Below are 14,789 nucleotides of genomic sequence, written 5' to 3'. Positions count from 1 at the left end.
CTGAAGCCCGAGGATTCTGACCTTCCCGTCCGAACCCCGTGCCGCTACGCGGCACGGGGTTCGGACGGGAATCCGTGGCTTCCTGTTTCCTCGCGCTGTGCCGGGACGAGTCCTGGTCTTACCGGCGCTCCGCAGGCTGTCACCGCCAGTCCGGCGGCCGTTTTGACGTTCTTCGCGGCGTTGTGGTCCCGGTCGTGGAGGGTGCCGCAGGCGGTGCAGGTCCATTCCCGGACGTTCAGGGGTTTGGGTCCGCCTTTGATGCCGCAGGCCGAGCAGGTCTGGGAGGTCGGCTCGAACCGGCCGATCCTGACCAGGGTCCGGCCGTACCGGGCGGCCTTGTATTCCAGCATGTGGACGAATGCCGACCATCCGGCGTCGTGAACGCTCTTGGCCAGCCTGGTGCGCGCGAGTCCTTTGACCGCCAGGTCTTCCACGCCGATCGCTTGGTTGTCGCGGATCATCGTGGTGGAGAGTTGGTGGTGGAACTCACGGCGGGCGTCGGTCACCTTCGCTTGGGCGCGGGCGACCTTGAGGCGGGCCTTCTCCCGGTTCTTGGATCCCTTCTGCTTGCGGGAGAGCTCCCGCTGGGCCTTCTTCAGTTTCTTTTCCGCCCGGCGCAGAAACCGCGGCGAGTCGATCTTCGTCCCGTCGGAGAGGACCGCGAAATGGGAAAGGCCCAGGTCGATGCCGACCGTCTGGTCGGTGTCGGGCATACGGGCGGCGTCCGCGGCCGGGTCGGTGTCGACGACGAACGAGGCGAAGTACCGTCCGGCCGCGTCCTTGACCACGGTGACCGAGGAGGGCTGCGCGGGCAGGGTGCGGGACCACTTCACCTTCACCGCGCCGACCTTGGGAAGGTTCAGCCTCCCGGAACCGGTGACCGACCAGCGGGCATTGGCCGTGAACCGGATCGACTGCCTCTTGTCCTTGCGGGACTTGAAGCGGGGCGCACCGCTCTTCGCGCCCTTCCGCTCGCCCTTGAGGGAGGCGAAGAAGTTCCGGTACGCGGATTCCGCGTCGCGCAGGGACTGCTGGAGGACGACCGCGGAGACCTCGCCCAGCCAGGACCGCTCGGGTGTCCGCTTGGCCTGGGTGATCAGCTTCCGGGACAGCACACTTGCCGTAGGGAAGGGTTCGCCCGCCCTGCGGGCGTCCTCGCGCACGCGCACGGCATCGTTGTACACGACGCGGGCACACCCGAACGCCCTGGCCAGCGCGAGGCGTTGGCCCGGTTCCGGGTACAGCCTGAAGGCGTACCGAAGCTGCATGCGGTGATCGTACGAACGAGCGCCGCCCGCTACCAGAGGGAACGTATGAACGGTCGATACCCCCCTTGAACCGGGGAGCGGAACGGTTCGAACGGGGGAGGCGTTGCCCGGCTTCGTCGGACCGGGCCCCGTGACGCTCCGCGTCGGCCGTGGTGACGCCTGCGCCCCCCTGCTCCGCAGGACAGCATCCGTGACGCTCCGCGCCACCATGACAGATTCGCTTCACCACCGGCCTGAAGGCCGATGCACTGCGAATGAATCCCGGTAGCGCCGACACGTCAGTGAGCGGGGAGAGTGGCTCAGGACTCCTTGAGCCACTCCCGCAGCTCCTCCTTCAGGGAGCGCTGGAACGTGGTCAGCAGCGCCTGCACCACCAGCGGCTGCATGTGCGCCGACAGGGACTTCACCGCCGCCACCGACTCGTGCTCGCCCACCGCCTCGCGCAGCAGCGCGGACAGCTCGCGTGCCGCCGCGCGGGAGTGCTCCAGCAGGACGCCGCGCGCGGCGAGGATCGACTCGTGCGCGAGCGGGACGTCGAGGAGCTGGACGCCGAGGGCCAGCAGCGCCGGGTCCACTCGGAAGGAGACCGGTGAGCCCGGAGAGACCGAGGAGCCTGGGCAGTCCATGGAGCCCATCGTCTCCGGGGCGCCCTCGGCGCCGTCGATGACGTTCATCGCGACCAGCCGCTCCAGATCCTCCTCGCCCAGGGGGCGGCCGGCCCGCCGTTCCAGTTCCTCGCGTGTCACGTCCTCCGCGGCGTCCGGCGCCCAGGAGGCGACCACGGCGCGGTGGAGGGCGAGATCCTGGGCGCTCAGGTCGGCCGGCAGTTGCTGCAGATGGCGCTCGATCGCGGCCAGTGTCATGCCCTGGCGCTGCAGCTCCTCGATGAGTGCGAGCCGGGCCAGATGCTCCTGGCTGTAGTGCCCCACCCGGCGGGGTCCGATCACGGGCGGCGGGAGCAGCCCCTTGGAACTGTAGAAGCGGACGGTACGGACCGTGACGCCCGCGCGTGCGGCCAGCTCGTCGACGGTGAGCGTCGGCTCGTCGGTGTCCGTCGTCATGGCAGGTCCTTGCCTCTTCGATGGTGCGGTGATCGGGTGCAACAGTATTGCTGTCTCACCGGTCCTGTGAAAGTGCTGTCGAGGATTTATGCACTCTTTGATCACCATGTGAGATGTTTCGCGATACCCTGCTCCTCGTCCCGGTGATCGCCGCCCTGCTGATCGGTGGCTGGTTCGCGATCCGCCACCGGGTCTCCAAGACCACGGACCAGGAACTGAGCGAACTGACGAAGTAGCGGGCCGGACGCCGTTGTCAGTGGCGGCGCCTACGGTGGCGTCATGTCGGAGATCACGTATGTCCGGGGTGACGCCACCGCTCCGTCGGTCAAGGGCGTCAAGCTGATCGCCCATGTCTGCAATGACATCGGGGGGTGGGGGAAGGGCTTCGTCCTGGCGCTCTCCCGCCGCTGGCCCGAGCCCGAGGCGGCGTACCGGGCGTGGCACCGGGGCCGCGCGCACAACGACTTCGGGCTGGGCGCGGCCCAGTTCGTCCAGGTCGAGAAGTACGTGTGGGTGGCGAACCTGATAGGCCAGCGGGGCATACGGACGGGCAGCAAGGGGGTCCCCGTCCGCTACGAGGCGATCGACACGGGCCTCGCCCACCTCGCGACCAAGGCCGCCGAACTCGACGCGTCCGTCCACATGCCCCGGATCGGCTGCGGTCTGGCCGGCGGCAACTGGTCCCGTGTGGAGCCGCTCGTCACGCGACGGCTGGTGGAGCGGGGGGTGGCGGTGACGGTGTACGACCACGGGGAGTGAGCGGGGGGAGTGAGTGAGGGCCCGAAACCCGGGCGCGGGCTCGGCTGGAAGGGCTACTTTCGGTCAACTCTGGCGCAGATGCGCGTTGGTTCGCACGCATGAGCGGGTAAGTCACGGCCATGGAACTCATCCCCTACCCGATAGGTCCACTCAACCCGAAGGTTCAGGACGTCGGCTACGCCCTGGCGCTGTTCGCCTTCATCTATGTGTGCGTCACCCGCCTGCTCCCGCGGATGAACCGGGCGCTCGAACTGCGGGACGACGCGATCAACGGCACCAAGGAGCGTGCCGAAGCCGTGCGCGCCCGCGCCGAGAGCGAGCGTGCCGCGACCGAGGCCCTGTTGGCCGAGGCCCGCCACGACGCCGCCCGGATCCGCCAGCAGGCCCTCGAACAGGGCTCCGCCCTGATCGCCGAGGCCCGCGCGGACGGGCAGCGCGAACGTGACGCCGTCGTGGCCGACGGCCGCGCCCGCATCGAGTCCGAGTGTGCGGTGGCCGAGGTCGAACTCCGTATGTCCGTCTCAGAGTTGGCCTCGGAGCTGGCGAGCCGCATCGTGGGCGAGCGGATCGCGGCCCCGGTGGAGCAGGGCAACTGACGCCCGTATGTGAACGGCCCCCACTCGCCCGCCCCGAAAGCGAGAAGGGCGGGCGAGTGGGCGAAGGCCCGGCTCACGGGCCCGGGGTGGGTGCCGGTTCAGCCGGAGTGGACGGAGTCGGTCGCTGCGATCTTCTTCCATGACCTGGGTTGCGCCGGGGTACCCGCGGTGGCCGGAGCCACCGCGATCGACGCACCCCGCGCCGCGGGCGCCGCCGGCTTCGACGGTTCGAACAGCCAGGTGTCGAAGAGTGTGGCGAGCGACGTGCCGGACACCTTCTCCGCGTACTTCTGGAAGTCCCCGACCGACGCGTTCCCGTAGGCGTGCTCCTGGGGCCACCCCTTCAGGATGGCGAAGAACGTGTCGTCCCCGACCTCGTTGCGCAGTGCCTGGATCGCCAACGCGCCCCGGTCGTAGACCGCGATGTCGAACTGGTTGTCCGGACCGGGGTCACCGGGCGCGACCGTCCAGAAGGCGTCGCCCGCCGGGTGCGAGGCGTACACGTAGTCCGCGAGTTCCTGCGCCGTCCCCTCGCCCTCGTGCTCGGACCACAGCCACTGCGCGTAGCGCGCGAAGCCCTCGTTGATCCAGATGTCCTTCCAGCCCTTCAGGGACACGTCGTCGCCGTACCACTGGTGCGCCAACTCATGGACGACCACTGAGGTGTTGGCGCCGTTCGCGAACTGCCGGGGGCTGTAGTACACGCGGGTCTGGGTCTCCAGCGCGTACCCAGTGGTGGTGTTCGGCACGTATCCGCCCACCGAGCTGAAGGGGTAGGGGCCGAAGTAGCCGGTCAGCCAGTCGACGATCTCCCCGGTCCGCTCGACGCTCGCCCGCGCGGCCCCGTCGTTGTCGCCGAGGTCCTTGCTGTACGCGTTGACGACGGGGACGCCGTCGGACGTCTTCCCCGTCGTGATGTCGAACCTGCCGATGGCGAGCGTGGTGAGATAGGTCGCCTGTGGCCTGTTGGAGCGCCAGTTGTAGCGGGTCCAGCCCAGCTGTGAAGTCGTCGACTGGAGCGTGCCGTTGGAGATCGCCTGCGTACCGTTCGGCACGGCCACCGAGACGTCGTAGGTGGCCTTGTCGCTGGGGTGGTCGTTGCTGGGGAACCACCACCAGGCCGACTCGGGCTCGTCCGCCGCGACGGCCCCGTCCGGAGTGCGGTGCCAGGTCGAGAAGCCGTACGCGCTCTTCGTCGAGGGCACCCCGCTGTACCGGACGACGACCGTGACGGGTGTGCCCTTCGGCAGCGGGGTCGCCGGAGTGATCTCCAGCTCGTGCTGGCCCGAACGGGTGAAAGAGGCCTTCGCCCCGTTGACCCGCACCTCGCTCACATCGAGCAGGAAGTCCAGGTCGAACCGTGAGAGATCCTGCGTGGTGGTGGCCAGGAGGGTCGCCGTTCCCTGCAACTCGTCGGTCGCGGGCTGGTACTGGAGCCGCAGGTCGTAGTGCGAGACGTCGTATCCGCCGTTGCCGTAGGCCGGGTAGTAGGGGTCGCCGATACCGGGCGCCCCGGGGGTGTAGTCCGCCGCCGATGCCGGGATCGCCAGCAGCAGAGAGGCGGCGAGAGCGCCCGGGGCGATGAGTCTGCGGTGCACGGAGAGCTCCAAGTCATGGGGAACGAGGACGGTTCGGAGCCTATTGACTCCCTGTGCCGTCACCCTGCCCACCGCCCCTCCTGTCACACGATCGCCATTCGGCCGACATGACCCATTCGGGCCTGGCTGCCTCCACAGACCCTCTTTTGTACGGGAGTTGACCGGGGTACCTTCCGCGCATGCCGAAACCAGCGCGCCGTATGCGCTTCACGACCTGGAGATCGCTCGCGACGGCGGCCACCGCCGCCCTGATGGCCGTCTTCCTCGCCCCCGCCGCCGCACACGGCGCGCCCCGGGAGAGCACCCCGGTCTACTCGTACGAGAACGCGATCCGCGAATCCGTCTGGGTGGACACCGGCCTCGACGGCGACGGCGACGGGAAGACCGACCGCGTCGCCGTCGACATCGTCCGGCCCCGTGAACTCGCCCAGCAGGGCCGCAAGGTTCCCGTGATCATGGACGCCAGCCCGTACTATTCCTGCTGCGGGCGCGGCAACGAGAGCCAGCTCAAGACGTACGACGCGAACGGCAACGTCGTCCAGATGCCGCTGTTCTACGACAACTACTTCGTGCCGCGCGGCTACGCCTTCGTCGGCGTCGACCTGGCCGGAACCAATCGGTCCGACGGCTGTGTGGATGTCGGCGGCCGCTCCGACATCCAGTCCGCGAAGTCCGTGATCGACTGGCTCAACGGCCGGGCCAAGGGCTACACCACGCGCACCGGCGTGGACCGGGCCAAGGCGACCTGGACCAACGGCAGCACCGGCATGATCGGCAAGAGCTGGGACGGCACCATCGCCAACGGTGTCGCCGCGACCGGCGTCAAGGGCCTGAAGACCATCGTGCCGATCAGCGCCATCTCCTCCTGGTACGACTACTACTTCGCCAAGGGCGCCCCGCTGTACGACTCGGGCCCGGACTGGCTCTCCGGCTACGTCGACAGCCCCGAGGCCACCGCCAAGTGCGCCGCCGTGCAGCAGAAGCTCGTCGACGGGGCGCCGCGCACCGGTGACTGGACCAAGTTCTGGACCGAACGCGACTACGTGAAGGACGCGAGCAAGGTCAAGGCGAGCGTCTTCCTGGTGCACGGCATGCAGGACCTCAACGTGCGCACCAAGAACTTCGGCCAGTGGTGGAGCGCCCTCGCCAAGAACGGCGTCGAGCGCAAGATCTGGCTCTCCCAGACCGGCCATGTCGACCCCTTCGACTTCCGTCGCACCGCCTGGGTCGACACCCTGCACCGCTGGTTCGACCATGAACTCCTCGGCTACGACAACGGCATCGACGACGAGCCCATGGCCGACATCGAGCGCCACCCCGACCAGTGGGTCACCTCCAGCGTCTGGCCGCCCCGCGGGACGCAGACGACGACACTCCGTCCGGGCACGGGCACCCAGGCGGGCGTCGGCACCCTCGGCCTGCGTACCGGCTCCGGAACCGAGACCTTCACCGATGACCCGCGGCTGAGCGAGACCGACTGGGCCGCGGACATCGACCGGTCCACGCCCGGCAAGGCCGGGTTCGTCACCAAGGCGCTGACCAGGGACGTGCGGCTGTCCGGCTCCTCCAAGGTGACCGTCACCGCCACGCCGACCACCTCGACGGCCCACCTCTCCGCGGTCCTGGTCGACCTGGGACCGGACACCATCCGCGACTACGCCGACGGCGGCGAGGGCATCACCACCCTCACCGACCGCACCTGCTGGGGTGCGAGCACGACCGGCGACAGCTCCTGCTACAAGGTCACCCAGGCGAAGAAGACCGACGTCGGGGCCACGGTCTTCAGCCGCGGCTGGGCCGACCTCGGCAACTACGCCTCCGACCTCAAGGGCGCCCCGCTCACCCCGGGCAAGGCGTACACGATCACGCTCGACCTGGCCGCCACCGACCATGTCGTCCCGGCGGGCCACCGGCTCGCCCTGATCGTCGCGGGCACCGACAAGGACCTCATCGACCCGCCGTCGACCACTCCGACCCTCACCCTGGACCTGTCCCGTACGTCGGCCCGCGTGCCGTTCGTCGGCGGCGCCGAGGCCTTCACCAGGGCGACCGCGGGATCCGCCGCAGCCGCGACCACGGCCGGTCTCGACGGCGTACGTGATCCGAGCGGTGCCCGGCGGGTGCCGGGGGAGACCCGCTGATCCACTGACGCCCTCAGGGGTGCACGGCGGCCGGTTCCTCGCCCAGCGCGAGGCCGGCCGCCTCCCGCGCACAACCCCAGGCCACCGTGACGCCCGCCCCGCCATGGCCGTAGTGGTGCACCAACACCCGCCCGTCCGGCAGTACTTCGCGTTCCAGCCGGACCGTGTCGCGCACCGGCCGCAGCCCCACCCGATGGCCGAGCACGCGCGCTCCGGCGATCTCCGGCCGCAGCGCCGCACACCGTTCGACGATCGCCCCGGCCGCCACCGGATCCGGCGTGAGCGACCAGTCGTCCTCGTCGGTCGTGCCACCCAGCACGAGCCGGTCCGGGTGCGGGAAGACATAGGTGGTCGTCCCGGCGTCCGGGTCCGTCGACACGAGCCAGGTGCGGATCCCCGGGTTCTCCACGATCACGAGCTGCCCGCGCACGGGCCGTACGACCGCATCCGGTACGAGCGAGTGGGCGCCCAGCCCCGTGCAGTTGACGACGACCGGCGCCTCGACCTCCGCGAGATCCGTCACCGTCCGTATCTCGATGACCCCGCCCGCCTTCAGGAACCGCTCGCGCAGCCACCGCAGATGCACCGGCATGTCGATCAGCGGCAGCCGCGCCCACAGCCCCGTACCCGCGTACTCCTCGGCCGTCGCCGCCCGCAGCCCCGGCACCCGGGCGGCCCACGGCTCCAGCTCGTCCAGCCGTGTCTCACCCTGTACACCCTCGACCACGCGTACGCCCGTCTCCTCCGGCCGGGCCGCCAACTGCTCGTACACGGAGAGTGACTGGAGGGCCCATTCGCCCGCGCGTGCCTTCGGCCGGATGCGGTACGGCCACCACAGCGCGCCGGCAACGGCCGAGGTGGTCAGCTCGCCGGGCTCCCGCGTCCACACCCGTACCCGTCGGCCGCGCTCGGCCAGGGCCACGGCCGTCGTCAGCCCGACGACACCGCTTCCGACCACGATCACATCATCGCCGCGCCCGTTGTCCATGCCGGGACGTTAGCGGAATATGTCATGCCGTGCTCACATCACTCCCAGTCTGGGGATACTCACAGCATGTCTGCCGAGTACGCGACCTTCGGCCTGGCACCGGCGATGCGTGCCGGTGGAGTCCTCGCCAACGGTGACTACCAAGTGCACCGGGACTTCGTCGACTTCATCGTCGACGGCCGCCCGCTGCTGTACCAGCTCTCCGACCTCGACGCGGTGTCCCCGCTCGCCTCCGACGTACCCCCCGCCATCTTCACCGCCCAGGTCCGAAGCCTCCTCCTGGAGGCCGAGGCTCCGCTCGACGACGGCCGCTATGTGATCTACGGCTGTCCCGAGTGCCAGGGCATCGAATGCGGTGCCGTGACCGCCGTCATCGAGAAGGACGACCCCGCCGACGACTACGTGTGGCGCGACTTCGCCTGGCAGACCGGCGACCACGCCGATCTGGAGCTCAACGGCTACCACGGGATAGGGCCGTTCCGCTTCCACGGCGACGAGTACCGCAGCGCCCTGAACTCACTCCTCCTCAGCGACCCCGGGGCACGCCGCCGGGTCCTGCTCATCGGCGCCCGGGTCGCCGTGCTCGCCAAGCTCGCCGCCGCCCTGCGCGCCATCGGCATCGGCACCGACATCACCCGCGACGCCACCGACGTCCCGGCCGAGGAACTCCGCGAGTACGGCGCGGTGGCCTTCGGGCGCGCCGTCACCGAGCAGGAGCGCGCGGCCGTACGGCGGTCCTTCGAGCGGGCCGGGGTCGAGGTCGCCTACGTCGACGGACTGGCCCCGATCATCCCGCTCCTCGTCGCCCAGATCGAGCACGCCCTGGACCGGGGCCCGCACGAGCTGCGCCGCCTCACCCGCCTGGTCGCCGCAGACGGCGAGGCGGGCATCGAGGTCACCTCCACCTGCCGGGTCCAGATCACCGCGTACCGCCTCGATCGCCTGTACCGCACCCACACGCGGGAGGTCTTCGACGGGATCCTGGAGGCGGGCAGACACCGGATCGCGCTGGACGCCAAGGCCGTGAAGGGGGAGTCCTTCCTCGTGGCGCGGACCTCGGGGAGCGTGCTGGTGGAGGCGATGGCCCACTGAGCGGACCGCACAGGACAGGGGGTGTGGCCCCGCAGGGAAACGAGGGCGCAGCCTGGGCGGCCGGGCCGTTAGGATCGGCCTCCTGATGACTGCCACTCTCGTCGCCAAGAACCTCGCCGCCGGACACGGCGACCGCTCGCTCTTCTCCGGGCTCGACCTCGTGGTCGCGCCCGGCGATGTGATCGGACTCGTCGGCGCCAACGGCGCGGGCAAGTCCACCCTGCTGCGGATGCTCGCCGGACTGCTCACGCCGGAGGAGGGGGAGCTGCGGCTGTCCCCGCCGTCGGCGACCGTCGGCCATCTGCCGCAGGAGCCGGAGCGGCGGGAGGGCGAGAGCGTCCGGGAGTTCCTGGCCCGGCGCACCGGTGTGGCCGAGGCCCAGCGCGTGATGGACGAGGCGACGCAGGCACTCGTCGACGGCGCGCCGGGCGCGGACGACGCGTACGCGGAGAGCCTGGAGCGCTGGCTCGACCTGGGCGGCGCCGACCTCGACGAGCGCGCCGAGGAGGTCGCCGACACCCTCGGGCTCGGCGTCGACCTCGACCAGCCGATGACGTCGCTGTCCGGCGGCCAGGCGGCCCGCGCCGGACTCGCCTCGCTCCTCCTCTCCCGCTACGACGTCTTCCTCCTCGACGAGCCCACCAACGACCTGGACCTGGAGGGCCTGGAGCGGCTCGAACGCTTCGTCTCCGGGCTGCGCGCGGGCACCGTCGTCGTCAGCCACGACCGCGAGTTCCTGACCCGCACGGTCACCAAGGTGCTCGAACTCGACCTCGCCCAGCAGCAGATCACCCTGTACGGCGGCGGCTACGAGGCCTACCTGGAGGAGCGCGACACCGCCCGCCGGCACGCCCGCGACGACTACGAGGAGTACGCCGACAAGCGCTCCGCCCTCGAAGGCCGCGCCCAGATGCAGCGCTCCTGGATGGACAAGGGCGTCAAGAACGCCCGGCGCAAGGCGAACAACGACAACGACAAGATCGGCCGCAAGTTCCGCAGCGAGGCCAGCGAGAAGCAGGCGTCCAAGGCCCGCCAGACCCAGCGCATGATCGAGCGCCTGGACGTCGTCGACGAGCCGCGCAAGGAGTGGGAGCTGCGGATGGAGATCGCGGCCGCTCCGCGCTCCGGCGCCGTCGTCGCCACCCTGCGTGACGCCGAGGTACGGCGCGGCGACTTCACCTTCGGCCCCGCGACCCTCCAGATCGACTGGGCGGACCGGGTCGCCGTCACGGGCGCCAACGGCGCGGGCAAGTCGACCCTGCTCGGCGCCCTGCTCGGCAGGGTCCCGCTGGACGCCGGTCACGCGACCCTCGGTTCCGGGGTGGTCGTGGGCGAGGTCGACCAGGCCCGCAAGCTCTTCCACGGCTCCGAGTCCCTGCTCGACGCGTTCAGCGCCGCCGTCCCCGACACCGAACCGGCCGAGGTCCGCACCCTGCTGGCCAAGTTCGGCCTCAAAGCGGAACACGTCCTGCGCCCCGCGGCCACCCTCTCCCCGGGCGAGCGCACCCGCTCGGCCCTCGCCCTGCTCCAGGGCCGGGGCGTCAACCTCCTCGTCCTCGACGAGCCGACCAACCACCTCGACCTTCCCGCGATCGAACAGCTGGAGTCGGCGCTCGACTCGTACGAGGGCACCCTGCTGCTCGTGACCCACGACCGCCGGATGCTCGACGCGGTCCACACCACGCGCCGGCTGGAAGTGGCGGCGGGCAAGGTGACGGAACGCTGACGCTCGGGAAGGACACGCGAGCCGACCTTACGGTCGCTTCAGGAGTGTGGGCGCAGTGCCGCGCCCCTTCAGGGGCGCGGCACTGCGGGACCAGCCACGATTCACCCGCGGCTCAACGACGGCCCTTCTTCGGATCGACAAGCCCCGCGCGCCGCAAGGCGTCGGCCATCGCACTGTTGGCCGGCGGCGGAGCGGCCTGCCGCGAACCGCCGCCGCTCGCCCCGCTCCGCGGCTGACGCTGCTGCTGGCGCTGCTGCGGGGGCCGGCCACCCCGCTGCGGACGCCCACCCCCACCCTGCTGATCCGCCGGAGCCGCCTCGTCGTCGAGCCGCAGGGTGAGCGAGATCCGCTTGCGCGGGATGTCGATCTCGAGCACCTTCACCTTGACGATGTCGCCCGGCTTGACCACGTCGCGCGGGTCCTTCACGAAGGTCTTCGACATCGCCGAGACATGCACCAGACCGTCCTGGTGGACGCCGATGTCCACGAACGCCCCGAACGCGGCCACGTTGGTGACGACCCCTTCGAGCACCATCCCGGAGGCCAGGTCGGAGATCTTCTCGACGCCCTCCTTGAAGGTGGCCGTCTTGAAGGCGGGCCGCGGGTCGCGCCCGGGCTTCTCCAGTTCCTTCAGGATGTCCGTGACGGTCGGCAGACCGAACGTCTCGTCCACGAAGTCGGTCGGCCTGAGCGAGCGCAGCACACCGGTGTTGCCGATCAGGGAGGCGACCTCGTTGCCCGCCGTCTTCACCATCCGCCGCACCACGGGGTACGCCTCCGGGTGCACGCTGGACGCGTCCAACGGGTCGTCCCCGCCCTGGATGCGCAGGAAGCCCGCGCACTGCTCGTACGCCTTCGGGCCGAGCCGGGCCACCTTCTTGAGGGCGGTACGGGACGTGAAGGGGCCGTTGGTGTCGCGGTGCGCCACGATGTTCTCCGCGAGCCCGGAGGTGATGCCGGAGACGCGGGCGAGCAGCGGGGCGGACGCCGTGTTCACGTCCACGCCCACGCCGTTCACACAGTCCTCGACCACCGCGTCCAGGGACCGGGAGAGCTTCACCTCGGACAGGTCGTGCTGGTACTGCCCGACACCGATGGACTTCGGGTCGATCTTCACCAGCTCGGCCAGCGGGTCCTGGAGGCGGCGCGCGATGGAGACGGCGCCGCGCAGTGACACGTCCATGTCGGGCAGCTCCTGCGAGGCGAACGCGGACGCCGAGTACACCGACGCCCCCGCCTCGGACACCATCACCTTGGTGAGGTTCAACTCCGGGTGCTTGGTGATGAGTTCACCGGCGAGCTTGTCGGTCTCGCGGGACGCCGTGCCGTTGCCGATCGCGATCAGCTCGACCGCGTGCTCCTTGGCGAGACGGGCGATCTTGGCGATGGCCTCGTCCCACTTGTTGGCCGGGACGTGCGGGTAGATCACGTCCGTCGCGACGACCTTGCCGGTCGCGTCGACCACGGCGACCTTCACACCCGTACGGAAACCGGGGTCGAGTCCGAGCGTCGCGCGGGTGCCCGCCGGGGCGGCGAGCAGCAGGTCCCGCAGGTTCGCCGCGAAGACGTTCACCGCCTCGTCCTCGGCGGCCGTGCGCAGCCGAAGACGCAGGTCGATGCCGAGGTGCACCAGGATGCGGGTACGCCAGGCCCAGCGGACGGTGTCGGTGAGCCACTTGTCGGCGGGGCGGCCGCGGTCGGCGATCTGGAAGTGGTGGGCGACGATTCCCTCGTACGAGGAGGGACCGGGCTGCTCGGAGGGCTCCTCGGGTTCCAGGACGAGGTCGAGGACCTCCTCCTTCTCGCCGCGCAGCATGGCGAGGACGCGGTGCGAGGGCAGGTCCTTGAAGGGCTCGGCGAAGTCGAAGTAGTCGGCGAACTTGGCGCCCGCCTCCTCCTTGCCGTCCCGCACCTTGGCGGCCAGGCGGCCGCGCACCCACATGCGCTCGCGCAGCTCGCCGATCAGGTCGGCGTCCTCCGAGAACCGCTCCGTGAGGATCGACCGGGCGCCGTCCAGCGCGGCCTGCGGGTCGGCGACGCCCTTGTCGGCGTCGACGAAGGCCGCCGCGGCGGCGAGCGGGTCGACCGACGCGTCGCCCAGCAGGCCCTCGGCCAGCGGCTCCAGGCCCGCCTCTCGCGCGATCTGCGCCTTCGTGCGCCGCTTCGGCTTGAACGGCAGATAGATGTCCTCGAGCCGCGCCTTCGTCTCGGCGCCCCGGATCTGCGCCTCGACCTCCTCGGTGAGCTTGCCCTGCTCGCGCACCGATTCGAGGATCGCCGTGCGCCGCTCCTCCAGCTCCCGCAGATAGCGCAGCCGCTCCTCGAGGGTGCGCAGCTGCGCATCGTCGAGCATCTCGGTCGCTTCCTTGCGGTAGCGGGCGATGAAGGGCACCGTCGACCCGCCGTCGAGCAAGTCGACGGCGGCCTTGACCTGCCGCTCCCGTACGCCGAGCTCCTCGGCGATCCTGCCTTCGATGGACCCTACGAGGGGTGTCGTCACGATCCCGTACCGCCTTCTCCACTGAGGTTGCGCGGCAATTGTGGCAGGTGACACCGACAACGGGGGATCAGGGCGCCGATCGGCGCTGTCAGCCCTTGCCGGTCATGCCCTCGGGGAACGCGCCGGCGGCCAGCGCCCGCATCAGGACGCCCCGTGCCAACTCGGTCAGACGTTCCACGCCCGCGGCGCCGAGATGCTCGTACGGGGCACGGTCCAGCCGGTCCGTGCGGTTCTCGATCTCCTGGCGCAGGGCCACCCCCGCCTCGGTCAACTCGCCCTCCGCGTCGAGCAGTCCGCGCTCGCGCAGCCGCCGGGCCGCCGCGTCCCAGTGCGTGCGCGACCAGCCGCGCGTGCCCAGAGCCCACTTCGGGGCCATGCCCTTGCCGGTCGCGGTGTGGCTCACCAGGGCCTCGACGGGGTCGAGCTCCGCGTCGAGCAGCGCCGCGAGATGACCGTCGCCCCGGTGCTCGCGCAGCAGCGTGGCGCCGTGCCAGAAGGCGAGGTGCGGCGCGTCGGGCACCGGCAGGTCGGCGTGCGCCGCGTACAGCGGCCGGGCGGTCCTCGTGCAGGCCTCCGCGGCCCGCAGGGCGAGCTCCGCCGCCTCGGCGACCTCCTTGGAGGCGAGGACGTCCTCGCCGAGGAGCCGGCGCCAGGTCGTGTCGACGGCACGCGCGCGTGCCGCGAGGACGGTCTCCGGGGAGGCCTTCTTCCACACCTCGGGCACATGCCGGGCCACCAGCTCGTGGCGGAAGTTGTAGAACGTCGCCGTCACCGTGCCGGGACCCACCGGCCCCATGGCGGCGGCCCGCACGGCGAAGTAGGCGCCGTTGCTGTCCTCGATCCCGACGTCGGCCATCTCCCGTCCCAGATCCGGCGAGAAGTAGTGCGTCGAGTGCAGCGGGTTGAGGACGTTGTGGCAGCGCCGCCCGGCGCGCTCCGGCAGAGGTGTGGTCATGGCCGAATGTTACCGACTGGTCGGTACGTAGGGAAGGCGGGAGGGGTGATGGCAGGAAAGGTGGGGTACTCGTCATTGCGGCCATCGCCTCGTCCGCCAAGAATC

12 protein-coding genes are annotated in these 14,789 nt (G+C 70.5%); 6 read left to right on the top strand and 6 right to left on the bottom strand.

All coding sequences use genetic code 11. The features are described 5' to 3' along the window. Positions 1-44: 44 nt before the first annotated feature. The gene (locus OG568_RS10060) at positions 45-1,268 is read right to left on the bottom strand and encodes an RNA-guided endonuclease InsQ/TnpB family protein (RefSeq protein ID WP_329531175.1); all 1,224 of its coding nucleotides are present in this window, start codon (positions 1,266-1,268) and stop codon (positions 45-47) included. Between the two features lie 299 nt (positions 1,269-1,567). Next, entirely contained in the window at positions 1,568-2,329 is a 762-nt protein-coding gene (locus OG568_RS10055) for a MerR family transcriptional regulator (RefSeq protein ID WP_266654435.1), read from the bottom strand. Positions 2,330-2,442: 113 nt separating this feature from the next. On the opposite strand from OG568_RS10055, the gene OG568_RS10050 reads away from it, so the two are divergent. From OG568_RS10050 to OG568_RS10040, 3 genes are all read left to right on the top strand, one after another. Then, positions 2,443-2,565: a hypothetical protein gene (locus OG568_RS10050; protein WP_329531174.1), complete on the top strand. Its 123-nt coding sequence runs from the start codon at positions 2,443-2,445 to the stop codon at positions 2,563-2,565. 43 nt (positions 2,566-2,608) lie between these two features. Next, positions 2,609-3,088: a macro domain-containing protein gene (locus OG568_RS10045; RefSeq protein WP_329531173.1), complete on the top strand. Its 480-nt coding sequence runs from the start codon at positions 2,609-2,611 to the stop codon at positions 3,086-3,088. Between the two features lie 119 nt (positions 3,089-3,207). Continuing rightward, complete coding sequence (locus tag OG568_RS10040; protein ID WP_329531172.1) at positions 3,208-3,684, top strand: F0F1 ATP synthase subunit B family protein; 477 nt, start codon at positions 3,208-3,210, stop codon at positions 3,682-3,684. 98 nt (positions 3,685-3,782) lie between these two features. On the opposite strand, the gene OG568_RS10035 is transcribed toward OG568_RS10040, so the two are convergent. Continuing rightward, a complete protein-coding gene (locus OG568_RS10035; RefSeq protein WP_329531171.1) occupies positions 3,783-5,282 on the bottom strand; it encodes a M1 family metallopeptidase in 1,500 nt (499 codons plus the stop codon). Positions 5,283-5,461: 179 nt separating this feature from the next. Between OG568_RS10035 and OG568_RS10030 the strand changes: the two genes are divergently transcribed. After that, positions 5,462-7,423 (top strand): Xaa-Pro dipeptidyl-peptidase, encoded by a 1,962-nt coding sequence (locus OG568_RS10030; protein WP_329531170.1) that lies wholly within the window; start codon positions 5,462-5,464, stop codon positions 7,421-7,423. 13 nt (positions 7,424-7,436) lie between these two features. Here the strand turns inward: OG568_RS10030 and OG568_RS10025 are convergent, their stop codons facing one another. Further along, positions 7,437-8,411, bottom strand: a complete 975-nt coding sequence (locus OG568_RS10025) for an FAD-dependent oxidoreductase (protein WP_329531169.1) — start codon at positions 8,409-8,411, stop codon at positions 7,437-7,439. Between the two features lie 66 nt (positions 8,412-8,477). Between OG568_RS10025 and OG568_RS10020 the strand changes: the two genes are divergently transcribed. Beyond that, on the top strand, positions 8,478-9,503 hold the full coding sequence (locus tag OG568_RS10020; protein ID WP_329531168.1) for an oxidoreductase: 1,026 nt from the start codon (positions 8,478-8,480) through the stop codon (positions 9,501-9,503). Positions 9,504-9,588: 85 nt separating this feature from the next. Next, complete coding sequence (locus tag OG568_RS10015; protein ID WP_266588350.1) at positions 9,589-11,229, top strand: ABC-F family ATP-binding cassette domain-containing protein; 1,641 nt, start codon at positions 9,589-9,591, stop codon at positions 11,227-11,229. Between the two features lie 112 nt (positions 11,230-11,341). Here the strand turns inward: OG568_RS10015 and OG568_RS10010 are convergent, their stop codons facing one another. Next, positions 11,342-13,729: a Tex family protein gene (locus tag OG568_RS10010; RefSeq protein WP_329531167.1), complete on the bottom strand. Its 2,388-nt coding sequence runs from the start codon at positions 13,727-13,729 to the stop codon at positions 11,342-11,344. A gap of 88 nt (positions 13,730-13,817) precedes the next feature. Next, positions 13,818-14,684 carry an SCO6745 family protein gene (locus OG568_RS10005; RefSeq protein WP_329531166.1) on the bottom strand — a complete coding sequence of 289 codons (867 nt, stop codon included), beginning with the start codon at positions 14,682-14,684 and terminating at the stop codon, positions 13,818-13,820. Positions 14,685-14,789 lie beyond the last annotated feature (105 nt).

The organism is Streptomyces sp. NBC_01450 (assembly GCF_036227505.1).
In the GTDB taxonomy this organism is placed as follows: domain Bacteria; phylum Actinomycetota; class Actinomycetes; order Streptomycetales; family Streptomycetaceae; genus Streptomyces.
Note: the sequence above shows the minus strand (reverse complement) of the source record. Positions and strands in the feature narration are given on the sequence as shown.